Source organism: Aeromonas allosaccharophila, from assembly GCF_016026615.1.
Lineage (GTDB): Bacteria > Pseudomonadota > Gammaproteobacteria > Enterobacterales > Aeromonadaceae > Aeromonas > Aeromonas allosaccharophila.
In genome coordinates, this window is the sequence record NZ_CP065745.1 from 4585829 (window position 1) to 4608870 (window position 23042).

At 57.7% G+C, this 23042-nt stretch carries 19 protein-coding genes; 10 read left to right on the forward strand and 9 right to left on the reverse strand.

The window, feature by feature from the left end:
* Positions 1-249: 249 nt before the first annotated feature.
* Together I6G90_RS21070 and tal are read right to left on the reverse strand one after the other, a co-directional pair.
* Positions 250-432 (reverse strand): DUF3545 family protein, encoded by a 183-nt coding sequence (locus I6G90_RS21070; RefSeq protein ID WP_005338547.1) that lies wholly within the window; start codon positions 430-432, stop codon positions 250-252.
* Positions 433-591: 159 nt separating this feature from the next.
* Positions 592-1542: a transaldolase gene (gene tal / locus I6G90_RS21075; RefSeq protein ID WP_042058455.1), complete on the reverse strand. Its 951-nt coding sequence runs from the start codon at positions 1540-1542 to the stop codon at positions 592-594.
* A gap of 701 nt (positions 1543-2243) precedes the next feature.
* On the opposite strand from tal, the gene I6G90_RS21080 reads away from it, so the two are divergent.
* Entirely contained in the window at positions 2244-3674 is a 1431-nt protein-coding gene (locus I6G90_RS21080) for an alanine/glycine:cation symporter family protein (protein WP_058052235.1), read from the forward strand.
* Positions 3675-3749: 75 nt separating this feature from the next.
* On the opposite strand, the gene I6G90_RS21085 is transcribed toward I6G90_RS21080, so the two are convergent.
* The 3 genes from I6G90_RS21085 to I6G90_RS21095 are packed head-to-tail and all read right to left on the reverse strand — an operon-like array spanning position 3750 to position 7667.
* Positions 3750-5765: a transglutaminase family protein gene (locus I6G90_RS21085; RefSeq protein WP_197929084.1), complete on the reverse strand. Its 2016-nt coding sequence runs from the start codon at positions 5763-5765 to the stop codon at positions 3750-3752.
* Positions 5752-6747, reverse strand: a complete 996-nt coding sequence (locus I6G90_RS21090) for a DUF58 domain-containing protein (protein WP_042657959.1) — start codon at positions 6745-6747, stop codon at positions 5752-5754. Before I6G90_RS21090 ends, I6G90_RS21085 begins: the two co-directional genes overlap by 14 nt.
* A complete protein-coding gene (locus I6G90_RS21095) occupies positions 6747-7667 on the reverse strand; it encodes an AAA family ATPase (RefSeq protein ID WP_197929087.1) in 921 nt (306 codons plus the stop codon). Before I6G90_RS21095 ends, I6G90_RS21090 begins: the two co-directional genes overlap by 1 nt.
* Positions 7668-7866: 199 nt before the next feature.
* On the opposite strand from I6G90_RS21095, the gene blaFOX reads away from it, so the two are divergent.
* From blaFOX to dtpB, 8 genes are all read left to right on the forward strand, one after another.
* Positions 7867-9003 carry an FOX family cephalosporin-hydrolyzing class C beta-lactamase gene (gene blaFOX, locus I6G90_RS21100; RefSeq protein ID WP_197929089.1) on the forward strand — a complete coding sequence of 379 codons (1137 nt, stop codon included), beginning with the start codon at positions 7867-7869 and terminating at the stop codon, positions 9001-9003.
* 324 nt (positions 9004-9327) lie between these two features.
* Entirely contained in the window at positions 9328-10500 is a 1173-nt protein-coding gene (locus I6G90_RS21105; RefSeq protein ID WP_197929091.1) for an MFS transporter, read from the forward strand.
* An 18-nt stretch (positions 10501-10518) separates the two neighbouring features.
* On the forward strand, positions 10519-11481 hold the full coding sequence (gene yidZ, locus I6G90_RS21110; RefSeq protein ID WP_197931235.1) for an HTH-type transcriptional regulator YidZ: 963 nt from the start codon (positions 10519-10521) through the stop codon (positions 11479-11481).
* Positions 11482-11988: 507 nt separating this feature from the next.
* Positions 11989-13125, forward strand: a complete 1137-nt coding sequence (locus tag I6G90_RS21115; protein ID WP_021141311.1) for an ISAs1-like element ISAs12 family transposase — start codon at positions 11989-11991, stop codon at positions 13123-13125.
* 269 nt (positions 13126-13394) lie between these two features.
* The gene (locus I6G90_RS21120; RefSeq protein ID WP_197929093.1) at positions 13395-13724 is read left to right on the forward strand and encodes a Bor family protein; all 330 of its coding nucleotides are present in this window, start codon (positions 13395-13397) and stop codon (positions 13722-13724) included.
* Between the two features lie 14 nt (positions 13725-13738).
* Entirely contained in the window at positions 13739-14785 is a 1047-nt protein-coding gene (locus I6G90_RS21125; protein ID WP_197929095.1) for a hypothetical protein, read from the forward strand.
* Between the two features lie 350 nt (positions 14786-15135).
* Positions 15136-16110, forward strand: a complete 975-nt coding sequence (yidZ, locus tag I6G90_RS21130) for an HTH-type transcriptional regulator YidZ (protein WP_197929096.1) — start codon at positions 15136-15138, stop codon at positions 16108-16110.
* Positions 16111-16794: 684 nt separating this feature from the next.
* Entirely contained in the window at positions 16795-18300 is a 1506-nt protein-coding gene (gene dtpB / locus I6G90_RS21135; protein ID WP_042058474.1) for a dipeptide/tripeptide permease DtpB, read from the forward strand.
* 57 nt (positions 18301-18357) lie between these two features.
* On the opposite strand, the gene ruvX is transcribed toward dtpB, so the two are convergent.
* Together ruvX and I6G90_RS21145 are read right to left on the reverse strand one after the other, a co-directional pair.
* The gene (ruvX, locus tag I6G90_RS21140; protein ID WP_005343821.1) at positions 18358-18780 is read right to left on the reverse strand and encodes a Holliday junction resolvase RuvX; all 423 of its coding nucleotides are present in this window, start codon (positions 18778-18780) and stop codon (positions 18358-18360) included.
* Between the two features lie 41 nt (positions 18781-18821).
* A complete protein-coding gene (locus I6G90_RS21145) occupies positions 18822-19376 on the reverse strand; it encodes a YqgE/AlgH family protein (RefSeq protein WP_042058476.1) in 555 nt (184 codons plus the stop codon).
* 128 nt (positions 19377-19504) lie between these two features.
* Between I6G90_RS21145 and I6G90_RS21150 the strand changes: the two genes are divergently transcribed.
* On the forward strand, positions 19505-21130 hold the full coding sequence (locus I6G90_RS21150; RefSeq protein WP_197929097.1) for a methyl-accepting chemotaxis protein: 1626 nt from the start codon (positions 19505-19507) through the stop codon (positions 21128-21130).
* Between the two features lie 84 nt (positions 21131-21214).
* Here the strand turns inward: I6G90_RS21150 and gshB are convergent, their stop codons facing one another.
* Both gshB and rsmE read right to left on the reverse strand, forming a co-directional pair.
* On the reverse strand, positions 21215-22168 hold the full coding sequence (gene gshB, locus I6G90_RS21155) for a glutathione synthase (RefSeq protein ID WP_197929098.1): 954 nt from the start codon (positions 22166-22168) through the stop codon (positions 21215-21217).
* Positions 22169-22219: 51 nt separating this feature from the next.
* Entirely contained in the window at positions 22220-22951 is a 732-nt protein-coding gene (gene rsmE, locus I6G90_RS21160) for a 16S rRNA (uracil(1498)-N(3))-methyltransferase (protein WP_197929099.1), read from the reverse strand.
* Positions 22952-23042: the final 91 nt, after the last annotated feature.

The following is a 23042-nucleotide window of genomic DNA, read 5'->3' on the forward strand; positions in this document are numbered from 1 at the left end:
AACACGCCGTGAAACGGCGCAGGTCTGCATTCGCGGGTGAGGGGAGGGGTTGGTATGCCATGCCGTTGGCGAGGGCGGTCAGGGAGCATGAAGAGGAGGGCTGCACGCGTTGTCTGTCGTCGGTCTGTCTCGTGTCTGCAGCATCCCGTGGCATCGCTTGCGCTGGCATGACAAGCCGCGTGATCATCCGATTGCGGCATAAAAAAGCGCCCCGGCTGTGCGGGGCGCTTTTACAGGTGTCTGGCGGTATTACAGTTCAATCTCGTCTGTAAGACCTTCATAGGCGATATCGATGGATTGCAGCTCCTTCTGCAGGCGGTGCTTGTCTTTCAACGCCTCGATCTCACGCCATTTACGTTTCTTTCCCGTTGTCCCGCGGCTACGCGAACCGAGTTCAACCACCTCGTCATAATCGAAGTTGAACATTTCCATGGCTCCCTCCTTGGTTTTTATCGTTTTCACCACCCGTATAACATAACGAATCTGAAATTAAAACGTTTTCGTGACGACTCTATGACAGAGCTAAAAAAGCCCATGAAAAAAAACCGGGCCCCTTGGTAGGGGCCCGGTTTTTTCAGAAAAAAGAACAGATTACAGGCGGCTTGCCAGCATGGTTTCCAGCTTGCCCTGGTCGATGGCGAACATGCGGATGCCTTCGCCCAGCTTCTCGTGAGCCATGGCGTCCTGGTTCAGTTCCCAGCGGAATTCGGCTTCGGTCATCGGAGTCGGTTTGGCTTTGCGCTCACCGGTGTAGTCCAGTTTGCGAACCACGGCGCCTTCGGTCTTGCTCAGCTCTTCCAGCAGGGCCGGGCCAATGGTCAGGCGGTCGCAACCGGCCAGTTCCAGGATCTCGCCGGTGTTGCGGAAGCTGGCGCCCATCACCACGGTCGGGTAGTCGTGCTGCTTGTAGTAGTCATAGATAGCGGTAACGGACACTACGCCCGGATCTTCGCTGGCGGTGTAGTCACGGTTGTGCTTGGCCTTGTACCAGTCGAGGATGCGACCCACGAACGGGGAGATCAGGAAGGCACCGGCTTCGGCACAGGCACGGGCCTGGGCGAAGGAGAACAGCAGGGTCAGGTTGCACTGGATACCCTCTTTCTCCAGTACCTCGGCGGCACGGATCCCTTCCCAGGTGGAGGCCAGCTTGATCAGAATGCGGTCGTTGCTGATACCCGCTTCGTTGTAGAGACGGATCAGCTTGCGTGCCTTGGCGATGCTGGCAGCGGTATCGAAGGAGAGACGGGCATCCACTTCGGTGGAGATACGGCCCGGAACGATCTTCAGCACTTCCAGACCGATGTTGACGGCCAGCTTGTCGCCCGCGTCGATGATTTGCTGTGCCTTGTCCTGGCTCTGGGCTTTGGCCCAGTTGATGGCGTCTTCGATCAGCGGAGCGTACTCGGGGATCTCGGAGGCCTTCAGAACCAGAGAGGGGTTGGTGGTGGCATCGATGGGCTGATAGCGTTTGATGGCTTCGATATCACCGGTGTCGGCAACAACAGTTGTCAGGGCTTTCAGCTGGGTTAATTTATCGGCCATAGCGAATATCATCTCTTAATGAGGGAGTAATCCCTGGGTTGCGGGCTTGAGACGGTGGTTCTGAAATAAAATTACAGGATCTTGGTGCCTCAGGCTCAGAAAAGCGCGATGGGGGCGGCCCATCGTCATTGCCTGCCTAATTAATACTTATGTGGTGCATCCTGCAATAGGGGCGCTTGGTTGTTAAATATTCAGGCTGGCCATTCATTCCGTTTTAATGAGCTAAAGTGGATGATTTATAAGGTTTTTTATCTTGTTTCTGCAGGTTTTTCCGGTTTGCTTCCGGCTCAACTTTTTTAGCCAATATCCATATTTGTGTCGTCGGTCACACAAATTGTCCTGTTGCATACTTGAAATTTAATTACAGAGAAAACGTTTGGCGAAATATCCCCGTTTGAAAGCCATTTCAGGCAAGCGTTTGCGTTTTCGGATAACTCCTCAGGGATATATCAAAGTGGTTCTCTAATGGGGCTTAATGGTGGCCTGCCTGATTAGATTATTGAGTTTGTTGAAAGTTTGCGATTTAAATGGAGCTTTATGGGCTTTTACCGTTCGTTTTTTGTGTCCCGAGTGATCGGGATCACTATTCCGGGCTCTCCCGCTGTGCTAGATTCCGCCCCTTTAGCGAAACGCTAATTAAACGACAGACAGAAAACGGTCAGCGCAGACTGACCATGGATGTGAATAACAACGAGAGAATTATGGACACCTTGATTGCGATGCTAAACGACCTGATGTGGGGAGCCGTGCTCATCTACCTGCTGATCGGGGTCGGTATCTTCTTCACCTTCAGACTGGGTTTTATCCAGATCCGTCACTTTGGCCACATGTTTTCCGTGCTGAAAAACAGCCGCAAATCGGACAACGCGGGCATCTCCTCTTTCCAGGCCCTCTGTACCAGCCTCGCCGCACGTGTCGGCACCGGCAACCTGGCCGGTGTTGCCGTCGCCATTTATCTGGGTGGCCCGGGTGCCATCTTCTGGATGTGGCTGATCGCCTTTATCGGCATGGCGACGGCGTTTGTGGAAAGCACCCTGGCCCAGCTCTACAAGGTCAAGGATGAGGATGGCAACTACCGTGGTGGCCCTGCCTACTACATGGAAAAGGGCCTCGGCATGCGCTGGATGGGGGTGCTGTTTTCGCTGTGCCTGATCCTGGCATTTGGTCTGGTGTTCAATGCGGTGCAGGCCAACTCCATCAGTCTGGCGATGAAGGTGGCGTTTGGCATTCCTGACTGGGTCAGCGGTCTGGCGCTGGTGGCGCTCTCCGGCCTGATTATCTTCGGCGGCATTCGTGGCATCGCCCGTTTTGCCGAGCTGGTGGTGCCCTTTATGGCGCTGGCTTACATCCTGCTGGCGCTGGTGATCGTGGCGATGAACATCACCGAGCTGCCCCATGTCTTCATGCTGATCATCAAGTCCGCCTTCGGGATTGAGCAGGCAGGCTCCGGTGCCATGGGTTATGCCATCTCCCAGGCGATGATCAACGGCATCAAGCGGGGTCTTTTCTCCAACGAAGCGGGCATGGGCTCTGCCCCCAACGCCGCGGCGACTGCTACCCCCTATCCGCCGCATCCGGCCTCTCAGGGTTATGTGCAGATGTTGGGGGTCTTTATGGACACCATCGTCATCTGCAGCTGTACCGCCGCCATTATCCTGATGTCCGGTCAGTTTGAGCCGGGCTCCGGCGTGACCGGTGTCGAGCTGACCCAGCGGGCGCTCTCCTCCCAGATTGGCAGCGGTGGCAACATCTTCATTGCGGCAGCCATCTTCTTCTTCGCCTTCACCTCTATCGTGGCGAACTACTCCTATGCCGAGACCAATCTGGTGTTCCTCGAGCACAACCACAAGGGCGGTCTGATGCTGTTCCGGGTGTTCGTGCTGGGGATGGTGATGTTCGGTGCCGTGGGTGAGTTGCCGATTGTGTGGGCGATGGCGGATGTCTCTATGGGGCTGATGGCCATCGTCAACCTGGTGGCGATCCTGCTGCTCTCCAGCGTCGCCATCAAGCTGGCCAAGGATTACAACGACCAGCTCCGGTTGGGCAAGGTGCCTACCTTCGATGCCAACAAATACCCCGAGATCCGCTCCCAGCTGGAAGAGGGGATCTGGGACAATCCGACCAAAAAATAACAAGCGGTGAGTCAGACCTTGAGTCAAATCTCTTGAGTCAAACCTAAGGGGGGAGCCAGTGGCTCCCCCCTTCTTTTATAGCGTGCTCTTCGGCTGTTGATCCCAGCGCCGAACGAGCTGTCTGATACGTCGTCGCAACTGGCGCCAGTAGCGCCCTTGTTGCCGGTCGCTGAGGGGGGCATAACGCCAGCGGCGATAGAGCCACGCACTCTTTAACAGAGGGTGGGCAAGGTCGGGGCGCAGCCGCGCCAGCCGCTCGCACCATGCTCCCATGCTCTCAGCGGGCTGGGGTGGGTAGCCGCTGCATTTGCCCCGTTTGAGCAAGGGTTGCCAGATGCGCCGCTCTGGCGGCAGACGGGCGGGCAACAGCAGGGGCAGGCTCACCAGCAGGGCAACCAGCATCAGGCTGGCGAGGATCAACCAGGGGGTATGCCCCGCCAGAGCAGGCCAGCGCAGGCCGATTTGCTGCCAGAGCTGGCCCGCATCGTGGCCGATCACCCAGCGGCTCCACTGGTAGTCGATATTGCTGCCCCACCAGCGCAGCTGATTGAGCAGGGCCCAGTTGCGATAACGCTGCAAAGCGAGCGGGTCGGCGGCGGTAAACTCGTCGCTCAGGGCCTCTGTTACGCCGCCCTCAATGCGTTCCGGCGCCACCGCTGCGGTGGGGTCGATTCGCCGCCACTCCCCCCCTTCATCGAGATACTCCACCCAGGCGTGGGCATCGAACTGGTGTACCGCCAGATAGTTGCCTCTGGGATTCCACTCGCCGCCGAGGTAACCGGTGACCAGCCGTGCCGGAATACCGGCCGCGCGCAGCACGAAGGCGCTCGCCATGGCGTAGTGACCGCAAAAGCCACGCCTGGTATCGAACAGGAACTCATCTACCCCGTCACTGCCAAGTTGTGGCGGGGTCAGAGTGTAGTAATAGGATTGATTGCGAAACTGTGCGAGCAGGGCGGCGACCAGCGCCGCGCGATCCGGATAGCGCGCAGCCAGCCCTTGGCCGTGAGCGCGCGCTCTCGGGTTGCCCCCGGTTGGCAGTTGCAGGTTGCGCTGGGCGGCTTGGCTGTCGTCCTCTGGCTGCGCTTCGCCGCGGCCAATGCGATAGCGGATCGCCACTTCGCCGCTCCCCTGCCGATAGAGGGTGTCAATGGGGGTGAGCAGCACCGGACCCGCCAGCAGGCGCGGTTCACTCAGGGCAAAGGCCCAGCGGTGGCGCTGGGGCTCGGCAATCACCTCGTAGCTTCCGGCGGGTAACGAACTATCTGCAAGTTGATTGTTGGCCTGTGAAGAGGACGCCAGAAGGGTGAGCCCGGTTTGCACCTGCACCGTCCGCTGCCACGCCTTGACCTCGGGGCTCAGCAACCAGCGCTGGCCATCGAAAACCTCCTGCCGCATCACCGGAAAGTAGCGCTCGCGCGCAGGGGGCGGGCCATCGGCAAAGGTGACCCGAAACGCCAGTTCCGATGAGTTGACCAGTTCGTTGATATCGCCGGGGGCCAGCTCTTCCGAGAGCCCCGACAGGGCGCGGCTGGTGGTGGGCATCTGCCAGAGGGGCGGGAGCCTTGGCAGCAGCAAAAATAGAGTGATAAGCAGGGGAAGCGCCAGCAGCAGGGCGCCACCCGCGCTGCGCCAAGGCCGTTTCTGCTCGGGGGCGATGGCGGCGACCAGCGCGGTCACCGCCAGCCAGAGTGCCACCGCCATCCCGGCCGTCCAGCCGATACTTTGCCGCTGCACCAGCGCTAGCGCAATCAGAAAGAAGGCGAGCAGCAGCACCAGCTCGATATCCCGTTCGCGCCGCACCTCGATCATCTTCAGGCTATAGCCTAGCCAGAGCAGATTGATAAGGGCGGGCAGGGTGCCCAATGTGCGCCACTGCAGCCCCAGCAACACTAAGGTAGTGATGGCCAGCAGTGCTAACCAGCGCGCCGGAATGGGCGGCCAGCCGCGCCACAGCATCATGGCCCGGACGCAGAGGGTAGCGGCGCTTACCGCCACCACCCAGAGCTGCAACTGGGGCCAGAGCGCTGCGACCAGCAGCAGCTGTTGCAGGGCGATGAGTGGCAGCAGGCGGCGGTTATCGAGCTGCATCCCGTGTGCTCTTCGGTGGTGTCGCATCGAATCGGGCCAGTGCCAGCAGGCAGCGCTGCACAAAGGCGGCGCCGCTATCAGGCCCCAGCGTCTGGTTTGCCAGCGTCAGGGTGAAGGGGATACCCCGCTTGCCGTAATCGGCGCACCACCAGGCGAGCACCGCCAGCCGCTGCTCCAGATCCCCACCTGCGACCCGCTGCAAGGTGAGGTGAGTATCATCCTGCAGCGGTTCATGGAACTGCTTGGTCAGCAGGCCGCGCCCCTGCGCGAGTTGCTTCCAGGCGACCCGGCTCAGGGGCTCGCCGGTTTGGTGTGTCCGCAGGGTATCAAAGTCACCGAGGGGGGCCGGAGCCGGCTGGCCCTGATGACCCTCGCTTTCGGTCGCATGTTCCCCTCTTAGCGCCCCGAACGCCGGTTTGGGGGCGAGCCAGCCTTCCAGCTGCAGATCCAGCAGGGACCAGCAGCGAAACAGGCCGAGGGGGTAGCGGCTCTCGACCCGCAATCGGCCAAGGGGCAATGGCCCACGGCGCGAGCCCGATACCGGCAGGATCAAGGTGCGGGGCACAGCGTCGGCCTGTCTCAGCCAGAGGGTCCCTTCGTTGAGGCTAAAACGGAGCGCCAGCACCGGACGCCGGCTCTGAACCAAGATACGGATAGGAAGCTGGCTACCTGCTTCCCCCAGTACCAGCGGGCCACCCAGCAGCTCCAGCCCCAGCAGGTTGCGATGGGTGAGCCACATGGCGGCCATAAACAGACTGCCGAGACAGTAGGCCACCAGCAGCACCAGATTGTTCTGGTAGTTGGTGCCGAGCAGATAGATGGCGAGCAGCACCAGCAGATAGAGCAGCCCCATGCGGGTGGGCAGGATAAAGAGGCTGTGAGTCCCTAGGGTGATCTGGCGGGCCGGGGGAATGCGTCGATCGAGCCAGCGTCGTTGCCAGTTTTCTCTCCTTTGCCGCCAGCGGGTGAACAAGGTGCTCATCAGGGATGGTCCGGATCGACCTTGGCCAGCAACCGCTGGCTCAGGGGGCAGGCTTCGCCATGCTGCACGCCGAAGCTGCCCCGCAGCCGATGTTCGGCCACATAGGGGAAGACCGCCTGCACATCCTCCACCGTGACGAAGCGCCGCCCGGCTACCAGCGCCCAGGCCCGGCTCACCGCCAACAAGGTCTGGGCCGCCCGGGGGGAGAGGGGCTGTGGCAGATCCCCATCAAAGCGGCTCTGGTGCACCAGCGCCAGCAGGTAGTCGAGGGTGGCATCGGAAACATGGATGGCATCCCCCTCCGCTTGCAGGGCGGCGAGTCCGGCGCCATCCAGCATGGCGGACAAGGGGCCACTCGGCTGGTGGCCGCGCAGCAACTGGCGCTCCGCCTCTCGCGGTGGAAAACCCAAAGAGAGTCGCACGGCGAAGCGGTCGAGCTGGGACTCCGGCAGCGGATAGGTACCCGCCTGATCCGCCGGATTCTGGGTGGCGATGACGAAAAACGGATCGGGGAGGGGATGAGTGTGGCCCTCGATGCTCACCTTGCCCTCGGCCATCGCCTCCAGCAGGGCGCTCTGCACCTTGGGGCTGGCGCGGTTGATCTCGTCCGCCAGCAACACCTGGGTGAAGATGGGGCCGGGGTGAAAGCGAAATGTTTGCTGCTGGGGGTCAAAGATCTGCAGCCCCAGCAGGTCGGCGGGCAGCAGATCGGCGGTGAACTGCATCCGCCGGCATGCAAGCCCCAGCACCTGCGCCAGCACGTGGGCCAGGGTAGTCTTGCCCATGCCGGGCAGATCCTCGATCAGCAGATGACCGCGCGCCAGCAGGGTCACCAGCGCGATTTTCAGTTGCAGCGGCTTGCCCAGAATGACTCGCTCCAGTGCCGCCAGCACCGCCGTGATGTGCTCTTGTGATCTCACCTGCGCCTCCATTTCTCTCTCTGGCTCTTTGGCACCTACAGCTTATACGCCAGCGAGCAGAGGGAGGGCTCATCGAGCCATAAGCGATGTAGCCTCGGCCATGTTCCTGTGACTTCACCGAGACTTCACACCGGCCCATCGTGGGCACATACATCTTGTTTATGCTAATGCCAATTTCATTCACCACGAGAATAACCATATGCAACAACGACGTGCGTTCGCGCTACTGACGCTGGGTAGCCTTTATACTTATGCCAGCGGGGAGGCTCCGCTGACCGCCGCTGTGGATGGCATTATCCAGCCGATGCTCAAGGAGTATCGGATCCCGGGGATGGCGGTCGCCGTACTGAAAGATGGCAAGGCCCACTATTTCAACTATGGGGTTGCCAACCGCGAGAGTGGCCAGCGCGTCAGCGAGCAGACCCTGTTCGAGATCGGCTCGGTCAGCAAGACTCTGACCGCGACCCTTTGCGCCTATGCCGCGGTCAAGGGTGGCTTTGAGCTGGATGACAAGGTGAGCCAGCACGCCCCCTGGCTCAAAGGTTCCGCCTTTGATGGTGTGACCATGGCCGAGCTTGCCACCTACAGTGCGGGTGGTTTGCCACTGCAGTTCCCCGATGAGGTAGATTCGAATGACAAGATGCGCACTTACTATCGGAGCTGGTCACCGGTTTATCCGGCGGGGACCCATCGCCAGTATTCCAACCCCAGCATAGGCCTGTTTGGTCACCTGGCCGCAAATAGTCTGGGCCAGCCATTTGAGCAACTGATGAGCCAGACCCTGTTGCCCAAGCTGGGTTTGCACCACACCTATATCCAGGTGCCGGAGTCGGCCATGGTGAACTATGCCTACGGCTATTCGAAGGAAGAGAAGCCCGTCCGGGTCACTCCGGGCGTGCTGGCGGCCGAGGCTTACGGGATCAAGACCGGCTCGGCGGATCTGCTGAAGTTTACCGAGGCCAACATGGGGTATCAGGGAGATGCCGCGCTAAAAAGCGCGATCGCGCTGACCCACACCGGTTTCTACTCGGTGGGGGAAATGACCCAGGGATTAGGATGGGAGAGTTATGCCTATCCGGTGACCGAGCAGACATTGCTGGCGGGCAATTCACCTGCGGTGAGCCTCAAAGCTAATCCGATCACGAGTTTTGCCGCGCCCAAGGCGATGGGTGAGCAGCGGCTCTATAACAAGACGGGTTCGACTGGCGGCTTTGGCGCCTATGTGGCATTCGTGCCCGCCAGAGGGATCGCTATCGTCATGCTGGCCAATCGCAACTATCCCATCGAGGCCAGGGTGAAGGCGGCTCACGCCATCCTGAGTCAGTTGGCCGAGTGATCGGCCGAGTTCAAGGCGTCCAGATTTGACAGTGATGCCGGGGTAACCCCGGAGTCACTGCGGGTATGCCCGTCTCTGGCAATCGTGCTGTGGTGGGGTTTACTGCCTAAATGGCTCGATGGTAGAAACAAAATTTCCTGATTGGAATGTACCGATCGCCATCTCTTCACTAGGTGCAGGAGAGGGCCCACCATATAGTTCCCCCCATTGCGGCCATGTCCGCAGCCATGTTCATTACGTTCGTTACCACCTTGGCCCTGCCCACTCTTCGCCTGTTGCTGCCATCTGGCGGGGGCTGGCGGGTCAATCTGTTATGGAGCATCCATGCCTGTATTCCTGCTGTGCAGTTTTCTGATGATCATCCTCTATCCGGTCGGGATCGATCTCTATCTGGTGGCAGTGCCCCAGATTGCCGATACCCTGCAGGCGAGCGAGGCGCAGATCCACACCGCCTTCTCCATCTATCTGTTCGGCATGGCGGCGACCGTGCTGCTGGGGGGAATGATTGCCGATCGCTACGGGCGGCGCTGGGTGGTGCTCGGGGGGGCGCTGATTTTTGTCGTCGCCTCGCTGGTGGCGGGTCATGCCGAAGGGATCACCCAGTTCTACCTCGGTCGTTTCTGGCAGGGGGTCGGGGCGGGGGCGCTCTATATCATGACCTTTACCGTGCTGCGGGATGTGCTGAGTCAGGATCGGCTGGCGATGGCGCTCTCGATGATCAACGGGGTGATCTGTGTGATCCCGGTGCTGGCGCCGGTGCTCGGTTATCTCATCCTGTCGCATTTTGACTGGCGCGGGATCTTCGTGGCGATGGCGCTGGTGGCGGCTGTCAGCGGTCTGGTTAACCTGCTGTTGCTCAAGGAGACCCGTCCGGCGCGGCAACCGGGGAGTGGCGCGGCGCTGCCCTTTGCCCTGCTGCGCTCGCCGCGCTTTATGTTGCTCTCCCTGCTGACCAGTGCCAGCGTGACCGCCATTCTGGTCTATGTCAGCGTCTCGCCGTTGATCCTGATGAAGGAGTTTGGCTTCACCACCGAGCAGTACTCCATCGTGATGATGGTGATGGCCGGGGTGAGCATGTCTACTTCTTTCCTGACCCCCCTGCTGTTGCGCCGTTTGGGCAAACAGAAGGTGCTGGCGGTGTCTCATCTCGCCTATCTGCTGGCGGCGTGCTCACTGCTCGGCAGCTGGCAGGCGGGGGGCGATATCCATCTGTTGCTGCCGGGGTTTGCGCTGGTCTGTGTCGGCTTCTCCTGTGGCTTCGGGGTAGCGATGGGGGAGGCGCTCGATGGTTGCCAGCATAACGTGGCCTTTGCCAGCGCCGTGCTCTGCATCATGCAGATCAGCCTCTCCGGCCTCTATATCTGGTTGCTTGGCCGGCTCGGCTTTACTCCGTCCGAGATGCTGATCTATGCCCTGCTGCTGGCACTGCTCAGTTACCTGGCCGTCAAAGGGCTGGTACCATGGCTCGCGGTTCGTGAAGCGCGGTCGCAGGGCTGATGGAAGATGAGAGGGGATATGCGCAATCTGGGTGAACTCGATTTGAACCTGCTGGTGGTCTTCAAGTACCTGATGCAGGAGCGCAGTGTGGCAGGGGCGGCCAAAAAGCTCTGCGTCACCCCGTCGGCGGTGAGCAAGTCTCTGGCCAAGTTGCGGGAGTGGTTTGACGATCCCCTGTTTGTGCGGGTGCGGCAGGGGTTGCAGCCGACCAACCTCTCCCTGACCCTGGATGAGGAGCTGAAGGTCTGGTTCCAGCTCACCGACAGCATCACCTCGCTCAATAGCGATGCGATCCCCGACGGTGCCCGCTTCACGCTGGTGATGGAGTCCCCCTTCTACATCAGCTTCCTGAGCGATCTGCCCATGACCATCTATGAGAAGTACCCGAAATCGGTGGTCAGGATGCTGGGGTGGGATCACCACTCCCTCAACGACATTGTCAATGGCGATGCGGATCTCGGCTTCTGCGCCCGCGAGACCCATGGCCGCTCCCGGGCCAAGGTCAACCGCTTGCCTTATTACATCGATCACGAGGTGCTGTTTACCGATCGCCCGGTGGTCTTTCTGCGCAAGGATCACCCGCTGCTCGAGCAGAAGTGGTCGCTGGATAATTTTCTGGCCTGCCCCCAGATCAGCATGGTGTGGGAAGCGAACGATACCTGGGCTCTCGACAGTCTGCTGGAGGATGAGGGGCTGAAGCGGGAGGTGCCCATCATGGTCGCCAGTTTCGAGCAGGCGCTGCATATTGCCTCCCAGTCGAGCCACGAGCTGATCGCGGTGGCCCCCTCCTACTGTGGTGGTTATGCCAGTCGGCATCACGGCAATCTGATCGCCATGCCGCTGCCGCTGCCGGAGAAGCTCTACGCCCAGCTGGAGATCGCCTTCATCCTGTTGTGGCACAAACGGCACAATCAGGATGCCAAGGTGATGTGGCTGCGTAACGAGATCCGGCGACTCTATAACGACGAATTGCCACGTTAATGTTGCCGTGATGGTACGTATTGAGCAGCCGGAGCCAGCTGTTTCGGCTTGTTATTGATTATTTAACCGGCGGTGATGATGGCGATGGATTATTTAGTTGCCTGTTTTCTCGCCAAACAATATCGCAACATACTTTCTGAAATGGAATGTTCTGACTTCTGCTTTTGCTGTAGACGCCAGCATGGCACCGTTAGATACTGCGATTCATAACAAGAAAGGCTAACTTGCAGGGCGAGATCGTGAACATTTTGTTAAAAATTAAAAATAGTTTTTTGCCTACAAAACAAATACTTATAGGCCTGTGATATGCAGTTAACTTTATAGTCAGGATCGCCTTCACACTTTTTAATCGTCACTGCACGTCATTTCAGCTCAAAAAATGCGCATGAAATCCAAAAAATGATAATTTCCATGATTTCCATAGTTAACAATTTGCTCACATCCTCACCCTGAAATTTGACCTGGTGATCCGGCTGTGATCTCATGCTCCTTTTCAGGAGTGCTCTCATGTCTATTGATGCCGTTTTCGCTCAGTTCTTCGACAATATTCACGACCCTCGCCAGCATGCCAAGATTTATTATCCCTTCTACGATGTCCTGTTTCTCACCGTCTGTGCCGTGATCGGCGGGGCTGAGGGCTGGGAAGATATTGAGGATTTCGGCGAGGTTCATCTTCCCTGGTTTCAATCCAAGGGACTGTTTAAAAACGGCATTCCTGTCCATGACACCATTGCCAGGATCATCTCCGGCATCAAACCAGAGCCGTTTCAGGCCGCCTTTGTGCGGTGGACTCAAGCCATTAACCAGCACACCGATGGCGCCCTGGTCGCTATCGATGGCAAAACCCTGCGCAGTTCCTATGACCGTGAGGATCGAACGTCGACCATTCACATGGTCAGTGCCTATGCCGCCGCCAATAAGCTGGTGCTCGGACAGATAAAAACCGACGCCAAGTCCAATGAAATTACCGCTATTCCCGAGTTGCTGGCGCTGCTCGACATCAAAGGCTGCCTGGTATCCATCGATGCGATGGGGTGCCAGACCGAGATCGCCGAGACCATCCTTCAGCAAGGTGGCGATTACTTATTGGCCGTCAAAGGCAACCAACCCAAGTTGTTCGAGGCGGTTCGACAGGCCCTCGCCCCGCTGGCGGCCACCCCGTTATGCGCAGAGACGATGACGCTTGAGAAGGCTCATGGCCGCATCGATGGTCGTGAGTACCATGTCATGGCGGCGGGCGAGTTGGCCGCCCAGTTTCCTCATTGGAAACAGTTGCACAGCATTGGCGTGGCCATCTCCTATCGCGTTGAAAATATGCAAAAAATTACCATAGAGCAGCGTTATTTCATCAGTTCCAAAGCGTTGGTGCAGGATGAGTTTGCGCGAGCGGTGCGTGGGCACTGGGCCATCGAAAATAGCCTGCACTGGGTGCTGGACGTCACGATGGGCGAGGATGATTGCCCGATTTATCGCGGTGATGCCGCAGAGATTTTGGCGTGCATCCGGCACATGGGGCTGAACATGCTCAGGGCCGAGACTTCACGCAAGGCGAGCGTAAGACGGAAGCAAAAAATCGCAGGAATGAGCAGTGAATATCTGGAAACGGTACTCAATGCGGGTCTCAAAAAACTGGGTGAAATTTAACAAAATGTTCACGCTCTCACCCTGGGCTAACTTGCATTCAATCCCTATTGAGGGATGCAAGAGGTCGTACATTAAAATTGGCTTGAACAAACATCATTGCTCTGCGTTAACACGGGAAGTGTGGCAGATGATGCTGATCAAAAAAATCCTCATCACATATATCATTTCTAATTTTTACGGTCGTGACACTGCCATCCCAATATTGGCGGCGCCATATCTGGCAGTCAAAATTTGATGATGTTATTGGCAGCACCAGCAAGGTAGTTTAAATGGTTAATTACAAAACGATCATTATCGTCTGCTTGACGGTTGTTAACTGTGGTTGTGCCAAACAGGTTGTCGATGTCAATGCCGCACAGGCATTTACACTCGGTAACGAAAATAGTGTCAGTTCGACAGATGTCACTAGCCACTTCTTTTTTTCAGATATTGATGTTGGGCTGAATGGGACAATAGACGCCGCTGCTATTTGTCATGGTGCTGAAAATATTGTTCGGATTGAAACAAAGCAATCTTGGCTTGACTCTTTGGCTAGCGGCATTACCTACGGTATTTATACCCCACGGGAAGCCAGAATTTATTGTTCCAAAAAATCATAGCGAGAAATTTTCTGATGATGGATAGTCATAAATGGGTATTTTTGGGGGCTTGTATGGCCACTCTGTCTGGCTGTGGTGGCTCAGATGATAACAAATCAACCACGGCGACCAGCGTTGCTCCTGTTTCCCATGTTGCAACAACACTGAAAGCAGGCATTGCCCTACCGCAGCCAGGGGTTTACCGAACGACGCTGCTTACGCGCGATGATCCGCGCCAGACATTGGTTAATTTCGCCGGTTTGGCAATCGTTTACCCACAGCGTGATGCGCAACTGCGTTGGGATATCTGGGCCGATGATGGCGCCGTGGCTACTTGGTGGCTTGGTCAGGCCGGAATGCAGTCCGATAGCACAGAGCCATCGACGCTGACGTTGACACGCATTAGCAGAAATAAAGTGGCAGACAGTGCTGTTTTGACGCGGGATGATTCAGGTACGCAGCTCGTGCCATCGAATTACCAGAGACAAAGCAGGGTCCCCAGTCAGGTCATTATCAAAACCATGCCCGTCATCAATGCAAAGGGTGAGCGGGTCAGATATTCTGCATTTGACCTTTCGAGTACCGGAACCACGGTATATCACAATTGGAATGGCCAGGTTGGTATTACAGCAGTCAACACAACGGATATTAATCCAGACAATCCAGACAATCCAGACAATCCAGACAATCCAGATAAATCAGATAAATCAGTGATATGGCCGAGTGGAAATGGCTATATAACCGATATGTTAGGCAACACCACGGTGACTAACAAAGGTAGCCAGTTGAGCGTCGTTATGGAACTGCCATCAGCAGGTTGCACATTATTCGGTGAGGGAACGGAAGATAGCAATCACAAATTGATCAAACTTATTTTTACCGGATTCGAGAAATGCAAATTTGTTGAATTTAATGATGCCAACTGGAGCCAGAGTGATTATAAAAACACGGCGGGTTTGGCACAGGTGAAAGACACGGCTACCGCATATATTGCCGAGTTTAACGATGCGAATAATAAGAACACAGTAGTTATTGGATTCCCCGAGCTGGATGGGGTCATATTTACTCTGAATAAGGGATAAACATCCCGTCAGTCATATTCCATGGGGGGCAATAGCGCCTCATGGGATTTTTTATCCGTTCTCTTGCCGATTGATAACGGTGTTTCTGTCGGGCATCAGGCTATCGGCACATCAGCGAGTCGTCAGATCCGTTGCCAGGGGCACTTTCTGTGAACAATCTTGTTGGTCAGAATGGCTGACGGATCATCGGAAGTGATTACCCATATCGTTTATCCTGCCAAGAAAGATGTGACGCTTTCACTATCGGAGAGGTCGTATCTGTTGTTGAATGGGGTGAGAGTGGCCATTTACCGTGCCACTGACTGCATGGCGAATGGGCCGCCCGGAGCAATCATGTCGCAAGAGGTTGTATGCGAGCACTGAGTGAACTCGATTTGAACCTGCTGGTGGTGTTCAAATATTTGATGGCCGAGCGCAGTGCCACAGGTGCGGCTACGCTGCTCGGTGTCACGCCTTCCACTGTGAGCAAGTCGCTTGCCAAATTACGGCTCTGGTTTGGCGATCCGCTGTTTGTGCGGGGACGCAAAGAGTTGCAGCCCACCAATCTGGCCTTTGCCCTGGAAGAAGAGCTGAAAGTCTGGTTTCCCCTTACCGAACGGATCGCGTCCCTCAATAGCGAGGCGATCCCCGATGGCGCCCGTTTCAGTCTGGTGATGCAATCCCCGTTCTACAACAGCTTGCTCAGTGATTTGCCGATGGCCATCCATGAGAAGTACCCCAACTCTGTGGTCAAAATGCTGGGATGGAACCGCAACTCCCTCAATGACGTTGTCAACGGTGATGCGGATCTGGGGGTCTGTGTCCGCGAGAGTTATAGCCGTTCTCAGCTCAAGCTGAGTAATCTGCCCTATTACATCGATCATGAAGTGCTGTTTTGCGATCGGCCTGTGGTCTTCCTGCGCAAGGATCACCCCCTGCTTCAGCAGGAGTGGTCAATGGAGAATTTTCTCAATTGCCCTCATAGCAGCGTGGTGCTGGAGGTCAAGGAGACCTGGGGGCTGGATTTGCTGCTGGAGGATGAGGGACTGATCCGTAAAGTCCCGGTCATGGTCTCCAGCTTTGAGCAGTCATTGCACATCGCATCCCAGCCCGACAACAATCTGATCGCGGTCGCCCCCTCTTATTGCGCCGGACACGCAGCGAAATATCACCCCAATCTGATCACCAGAGCACTGCCCCTGTCTGAAGCGCTCTATCAGCAACTGGAGCTCACTTTTATCCTGCTGTGGCATAAACGTCACAATCAGGACGCCAAGGTGTTGTGGCTGCTCAATGAGATACGACGGCTCTATCACCGGGAGTCGATGCCCGTGGGCAGCCAATAATGGGAGCTGGAGCAAGATGCTCCGGCTTTTTTGTTGCGTAGTGGCGTGATTGGTCGGACGTTAACCTCATTGATCCAGAAAACGTTCCATTCAGCGCCGCATATACACAAATGGACACTGACTGCACGTCTCGTGTGAAGCTCTCTGCACGAAAAAAATTCATGTAGTTTCATTAGAAAACTTCACTTATTAACACTTTTAAAGTGTGATCAACCATTAAGTTCCTGTATTTCCAGTGATATAGCATGGCAACCTTCGATATGACGGGGTTAAACAGAACCCGCATGAGGTGATCCTCCGCAGAGAGCGGGTGAGCCAGCCTCACCGGTCGCCAGTGGTTGCGGTTGTGCCATGCCCCGGCTATCCCGCTCCCCGTCGTGTGCGCCGGACCAGAGGAGAGTAAGCATCAAGGTTGATGAACCGGCTTGAATGAAGGGATGCAGCAAAGGTGAAGCCCGGAGCCCGTAACGGCACAGTGCGACGCCATTCACCCATCATCCCGATAAACGTGTAATTGAAACCGGCTAGATGAAAATCACCTTTCATCGAACGGGGCGCGTGCACCCGAAAATATCCAGATTGGCAGGCTGATTGCGCTTCCCGTTATGGCAATGACGGAAGGGAAAATAGTGCGGCAGCCACCACCAAATTAATAAAAATAAACCTCAATAAAGGCAGGTTAATATGCGTCCAGCTACAGCACCCACGGGGTTGTTACAACAACCCAAACCCTTCTTCATGATCTTTTTCGTCGAACTCTGGGAGCGCTTCGGTTATTACGGCGTGCAGGGGATCCTGGCGGTCTTCTTCGTGCAACAACTGGGATTTTCCCAAGAGCAATCCTTTATTACCTTTGGTGCCTTCTCGGCGCTGGTATATGGCCTGATCTCGGTCGGTGGCTATGTAGGCGACCATGTGCTCGGCACCAAGCGCACCATGGTGCTCGGGGCTATCGTGTTGGTGATCGGGTACTTCATGACCGGTCTCTCTATCTATAATCCCGACCTGATTTTCTACGCGCTGGGCACCATCGCAGTCGGTAACTGCCTGTTCAAGGCCAATCCGGCCAGCCTGCTGTCAAAATGCTACCAGCCAAAAGATCCGCGGCTGGATGGGGCTTTTACCCTGTTCTATATGTCGATCAATATCGGCTCCCTTATTTCCCTCTCGCTTGCGCCAGTGATTGCCGATCACTACGGCTATACCGTGACGTATAACCTGTGCGGGGTCGGGCTGATTATTGCGCTGCTCACCTTCTTTGCCTGCCGCAATATGGTCAAGGATATCGGCTCCGAGCCGGATCACCTGCCGCTCAATTACAGCAAGTTGCTGCTGGTGATAGCAGGCTCGGTGGCCATGGTGTTTTTCTGTGCCTGGCTGATGCACCACGTGGTGATCGCCAACATGGTGCTGATGACAGTGACCGTTGCCGTGGTAATCGTCTTCTTTCGCGAGGCGTTCAAGCTTGACACCGTCGGCCGTAACAAGATGTATGTGGCCTTCGTGCTGATGCTGGAGGCAGTGCTCTTCTACGTGCTGTACGCCCAGATGCCGACGTCTCTCAACTTCTTTGCCATCAACAACATGCATCACGAGATGCTGGGCATGAGCGTCAACCCGATCAGCTTCCAGGCGCTCAACCCCTTCTGGGTGGTGGTGGGCAGCCCGGTGCTGGCGCTGATTTATACCCGGATGGGCAGCAAGGGGCGGGATCTCACCATGCCGCTCAAGTTCACCCTCGGGATGTTCTTCTGCTCGCTGGGTTTTCTGACCGCGGCCGCGTCCGGCTGGTGGTTTGCCGATGAACAGGGGCTCACTTCCCCCTGGTTTATGGTGCTTATCTATCTGTTCCAGAGTATCGGTGAGCTGATGATCAGCGCGCTGGGGCTGGCCATGGTGGCTGCGCTGGTGCCGCAACGGTTGATGGGCTTTATTCTCGGGATGTGGTTCCTGACCCAGGCGATGGCATCCCTGCTGGGGGGCTATGTAGCGACCTTTACCGCCATGCCGGAAGGGATGACGGATCCGCTGCAGACCCTGCCGATCTATACCGGTGTGTTTGGCAAGATCGGGATGGCGACCCTGCTGATTGCGGTCGTGATGGGGCTGATGGTGCCTTGGCTTAACCGGATGATGAATGCGACGCCGACAGAGGCCGAAGGGCTGGTGCCTGGTCAGTCACAGGCGTAATAGGAAGATAGTGCGAGACAAGGCAAGGGCGGCGACCCTTGCCTTGTTGTTGATGGCTTAGTTGTACTGCTCTTCCATCCAGGCTTCGACGATCAGTTGTGCCGATACCCCGTCCACACTGCCCTTTTCCAGCGCGCGATAGCCGCCCCGCTCAAACAGTCGGGCACGGGCATCCGTGGTGGTGAGTCGCTCATCCTTGAACTCCACCGGCTTGCCGAAACGGCCATGCAGCCGGTTGCCGAATTTGCGGGCCCGTACCGTGATCTCCTGATCGGTGCCATCCATGTTCAGCGGCAGGCCGACCACCAGTAGGTCCGGTTGCCACTCCTTGAGCAGCTTCTCAATCTCGTCCCAGTTGGGGATGCCGTCGTTGGCCTTGAGGGCGCGCAGAGGCTGGGCTGTGCCAGTCAGCTCCTGACCGATGGCGACGCCAATGCTCTTGGTGCCATAGTCAAAGCCCATGATGCTGCGTGATGACATGAAAAAATCCTCGAAATGCAACGCCAGATGCGTTGCAGGGGTTAGCTGTGACCGATGTCGCTGGAGAGGTGAACCGGGTTCACCCCTATGCTGGCGGCGGCCTGCTGCCAACGTTTGTGAATGGGGGTCTTGAACACCAGATCCGGATTGGGGGGGATCACCAGCCAGGCGCCATCGACCAGCTCCTGTTCCAGCTGACCGGCGCTCCAGCCCGCATAGCCAAGGGCTACCAGCCAATGGGCGGGTGCTTCGCTCGTGCCCAGGGTTTCCAGTATATCCTTGGATGTAGTCACCATCATTTCATCCCCCACCTGCAGGGTGGAGTTGAAACCGGGGCGGAAGCTGTGCAGCACGAAGCCGCGATCGGCGTGAACCGGCCCCCCCTGCAACACCGGTTGCTTGAGCTCCGGACTGGCGGGCGGGTTGAGTTTGAGCTGGGTCAGCATGGTTTCCAGCGACATCTCGACCGGAATGTTGACCACCAGCCCCATGGCGCCCTCTTCGTTGTGCTCGCACAGATAGACCAGCGAACGCTCGAAGTAGGGATCCGTCAGGCTTGGCATGGCAAGCAGGAAGTGATTTTGCAGTGTTTGCATAGGGGCCAAATAGTGCAAAGGTCGTTGGGAAGTGAATAGGGCAATTATGGCAGTTCATCACTTTGGGCAAAACCGCTTTTTATCGGCAACACCTTGCCCAGTCGTCAATTAATGCAGGAGAGAAAACCATGGAAGGCATTTCAATCAGACAGAAGTTGATCCTGGGGTGCGTGGTGCCACTGTTGGCTCTGCTGGCGTTGTTGGTAGGCGCAACCCAGGCGATGTCCCAGCTGATGGTTGGTATGAACGGTATGTATCAGGGAGAGGTGGTGCAGCTCAAAGAGCTGAAACAGATTGCCGATCTCTACGCGGTCAAGGTGATCGATGCGGCCAACAAGGCCAACGTGGGGGGGATTGCGCCCGCCCAGGCCAAGGCGGACATGCTGCAGGCGCAGCAGGAGATCGCCCGCATCTGGCAGCAATACAGCGGACAGGAGCGAAGCCCGTCCGAACAGCAGGAGGCTGCGCGGGTGCAGGCACTGTTCGGCGCGGCGGATCAGCAGATTGCCGCCGTGGTGGCGGTACTGGATCAGATGCAGGGGGCGGCGCGTGATCAGCTCTCTGCTCGCATCATGCCACTCTACGGGGTGATCGATCCGGTTAGTGACGGGGTGAGCTCGCTGGTGGAGTTCCAGCTCAAAGAGGCGGAGCAGAACATCGGCGAGCTCAACGATCTCAGACAGCAGCTGTTCCGGCTTTTTATCGTGCTGTTTCTGGTGGGGGCCGCCTGCGTACTCTTCTTCGGTGTCTGGGCCGGACGCAGCGTCAGCCAGCCGCTGGCAGCCATGGGGCAGGTGCTGCGCGGAATGCAGCGGGATCTCGACCTGAGCCAGCAGGCGCCGGTCTTGCGCAAGGACGAGATGGGGGCGCTGGCCCAATCGCTTAATCAGGTGATCAGCCACTTCCGCGGTTTGATTAACCAGATCAACGAGATGGCGGAGCACCTTGCCAAGGAGTCCGCTCGTCTTGCTCATATCGGGATGGAGAGCCGCCAGCGCTTTGCCCAGCAGCAGGCCGAGACCGATCAGAGCGCGACGGCCATGAACCAGATGAGCGCGACCGTGGCCGAGGTGGCCAACAGCTCGTCCGGAGCGGCCGATGCGGCCAGAGTAGCCGACCAGAGTGCCCGTCACGGTCATGAGGTGGTGGAAGATGCCATCCAGCACATGTCCTCCCTCTCTTCCCATATCCAGAGTACGGCGGCGATGATCACCCAACTGGCCGATGACAGCCGCGATATCAGCAGCGTGATGGATGCCATTCGCGGCATTGCCGAGCAGACCAACCTGCTGGCACTCAATGCTGCCATCGAAGCGGCTCGGGCAGGGGATCAGGGACGCGGTTTTGCGGTGGTGGCGGATGAGGTGCGTACACTCTCCCAGCGTACCCAGCGCTCGACTGAAGAGATTGGCAAGACCATCATCAAGTTGCAGCAAGGGGCGAGCGAGGCCGCCAACAGCATGATGCACGGGCTGGAACAGGTAGAGGAGTCCAACCGCACCGTGCTTGCCTGTGGCAAGGCGCTCGGCGAGATCGTCACCTCGGTGGAGATGATCAACGAGCTCAATACCCATATCGCCACCGCCGCCGAGGAGCAGAGCAAGGTGGCCGAGGATATCACCCGCAACGTGGTCAATATTGCCCAGATTGCAACCGAGTCGACGGCGGCTGCCTCCGAGATGAACCAGAGTTGTCACGAGCTGGAGCAGCTATCGAGCGATCTCAAGCTGAAGGTGGGGCAGTTCCGCTGTTAAGCCTTCCTACCAACGCGCAAGGCATGAAATAGAAGAGGCGGCCCCGGGGCCGCCTCTTGTTATGAACCTCTAGCCGGTGCTGGCTCAGGCCTTGGCCAGCCGGCGCTCGATGGCATCCATCAGCATGCCGGTAATGTGCACGTCGAAAGCTGCTTCAATCTCGCGAATGCAGGTCGGGCTGGTGACGTTAATCTCGGTCAGCCGATCGCCGATGATATCGAGACCGACGAAGATAAGACCCTTCTCTTTCAGGGTCGGGCCCACTGCACGGGCTATGGCCCAGTCCGCTTCGCTCAAGGGACGAGCCTCGCCACGGCCACCGGCCGCCAGATTGCCGCGGGTTTCGCCTTGCGCCGGAATGCGGGCCAGACAGTAGGGAACCGGCTCACCGTCCACCACCAACACCCGCTTGTCGCCATCCTTGATGGCGGGCAGATAGGTCTGCGCCATGCAGTACTGGCTGCCGTGGGCGGTCAGGGTTTCGATGATAACCCCGACATTGGCGTCATCCTCTTTCATGCGGAAGATGGAGGCACCGCCCATGCCGTCCAGCGGTTTGAGGATCACGTCTTTGTGCTTCGCGTGGAAGGCGCGCAGCTTGTCGGCGCGGCGGGTCACCAGCGTGGTCGGGGTGTGCTCGGCAAACCAGGCGGTGTAGAGCTTCTCGTTGGCGTCGCGCAGACTCTGCGGTTTGTTGACGATAAGGCAACCCTCATCCTCGGCCCGCTCCAGCATGTAGGTGGCGTAGATAAATTCGGTGTCGAACGGCGGATCCTTGCGCATCAGGATCACATCGAGGTTGGAGAGGGGCTGATCCACCACCTCACCCAGGCTGTACCAGTCGGCATAGTCATATTTGACGGTTAGCGGGCGCATGGTGCCAAAGGCGCGACCGGCTTCCATGTAGAGATCCTTCATCTCCAGATAGAAGAGCTCATAGCCGCGCTTTTGCGCCTCTTCGAGCATGGCAAAGCTGGAATCTTTCTTGATGTTGATGGCCGAGATGGGGTCCATCACGATGCCGAGTTTAATGGTCATCCGAATATCCTTCTGGTAGCTCGATTGCGAGTGAGATTCTTAAAACCTGCTTCAGGCCAGATCGCCAAAGCGGCACTGCAGCGCAGTGATCGCAGTCAGGGCGGCGGTTTCGGTGCGCAGCACCCGCGGCCCCAGCAGCATCTCTTTGAAATCTTCCTGCACGGTACGGGCGATCTCGTCGCTCGACAATCCCCCTTCCGGGCCAATCAGCAGGCGCACGCCGTGCTCGGGAACGGGCAGGGTGTTGATGCTGTACTCGGCGCGCGGGTGCAGGTTGAGCTTGAGCTCTTTGGTCTCTTCCGCCAGCCAGGCGTCGAGCTCCATCGGCATACGCACTTCGGGCACTACGTTGCGGCCGCACTGTTCGCAGGCGCTGATCACCACCTTCTGCCACTGCTCGCGCTTCTTCTCCAGTCGATCGGCTGGCAGCTTGACACCGCAGCGTTCGGAGAAGAGCGGGGTGATGCAGGTGACGCCCAGCTCCACCGATTTCTGGATGGTGAAGTCCATCTTGTCGCCCCGGCTGATCACCTGACCGAGGTGGATGGCCAGCGGTGACTCCACCGATTGGACGTCGCAGCTGTCGATGGTCACTTCCACCGACTTCTTGCCGACGCTGGCGATGGTGGCGGGATATTGATTGCCATCGCCGTTGAACAGCTCGAGCTGCTGGCCCGGCTGCATGCGCAGTACCCGGCCGATATGGTTGGCGCCGTCTTCCGACAGGGCGATGGTCTGGCCAACTTGCAGGGTGGCCGCTTCATAGATACGTGGAATGCGCATGGCTGATTGTCAGTCTCTTGCTTGGAAACCCTTCATATCCTGCTGCGAGGCGGCGAGCAAGGCTCACGCGGCAGTGGGGAAGGGCTTCATG

Bases quoted from the DNA above. Each gene is read 5' to 3' on its own strand.
- yidZ (WP_197929096.1), top strand. From the start codon at position 15,136: ATGCGAGCACTGAGTGAACTCGATTTGAACCTGCTGGTGGTGTTCAAA.
- tal (WP_042058455.1), bottom strand. From the start codon at position 1,542: ATGGCCGATAAATTAACCCAGCTGAAAGCCCTGACAACTGTTGTTGCC.
- yidZ (WP_197931235.1), top strand. From the start codon at position 10,519: ATGCGCAATCTGGGTGAACTCGATTTGAACCTGCTGGTGGTCTTCAAG.
- gshB (WP_197929098.1), bottom strand. From the start codon at position 22,168: ATGACCATTAAACTCGGCATCGTGATGGACCCCATCTCGGCCATCAAC.
- I6G90_RS21115 (WP_021141311.1), top strand. From the start codon at position 11,989: ATGTCTATTGATGCCGTTTTCGCTCAGTTCTTCGACAATATTCACGAC.
- I6G90_RS21125 (WP_197929095.1), top strand. From the start codon at position 13,739: ATGATGGATAGTCATAAATGGGTATTTTTGGGGGCTTGTATGGCCACT.
- dtpB (WP_042058474.1), top strand. From the start codon at position 16,795: ATGCGTCCAGCTACAGCACCCACGGGGTTGTTACAACAACCCAAACCC.
- I6G90_RS21090 (WP_042657959.1), bottom strand. From the start codon at position 6,747: ATGAGCACCTTGTTCACCCGCTGGCGGCAAAGGAGAGAAAACTGGCAA.
- I6G90_RS21085 (WP_197929084.1), bottom strand. From the start codon at position 5,765: ATGCAGCTCGATAACCGCCGCCTGCTGCCACTCATCGCCCTGCAACAG.
- I6G90_RS21150 (WP_197929097.1), top strand. From the start codon at position 19,505: ATGGAAGGCATTTCAATCAGACAGAAGTTGATCCTGGGGTGCGTGGTG.
- I6G90_RS21105 (WP_197929091.1), top strand. From the start codon at position 9,328: ATGCCTGTATTCCTGCTGTGCAGTTTTCTGATGATCATCCTCTATCCG.
- I6G90_RS21070 (WP_005338547.1), bottom strand. From the start codon at position 432: ATGGAAATGTTCAACTTCGATTATGACGAGGTGGTTGAACTCGGTTCG.
- blaFOX (WP_197929089.1), top strand. From the start codon at position 7,867: ATGCAACAACGACGTGCGTTCGCGCTACTGACGCTGGGTAGCCTTTAT.
- I6G90_RS21080 (WP_058052235.1), top strand. From the start codon at position 2,244: ATGGACACCTTGATTGCGATGCTAAACGACCTGATGTGGGGAGCCGTG.
- I6G90_RS21120 (WP_197929093.1), top strand. From the start codon at position 13,395: ATGGTTAATTACAAAACGATCATTATCGTCTGCTTGACGGTTGTTAAC.
- I6G90_RS21145 (WP_042058476.1), bottom strand. From the start codon at position 19,376: ATGCAAACACTGCAAAATCACTTCCTGCTTGCCATGCCAAGCCTGACG.
- ruvX (WP_005343821.1), bottom strand. From the start codon at position 18,780: ATGTCATCACGCAGCATCATGGGCTTTGACTATGGCACCAAGAGCATT.
- rsmE (WP_197929099.1), bottom strand. From the start codon at position 22,951: ATGCGCATTCCACGTATCTATGAAGCGGCCACCCTGCAAGTTGGCCAG.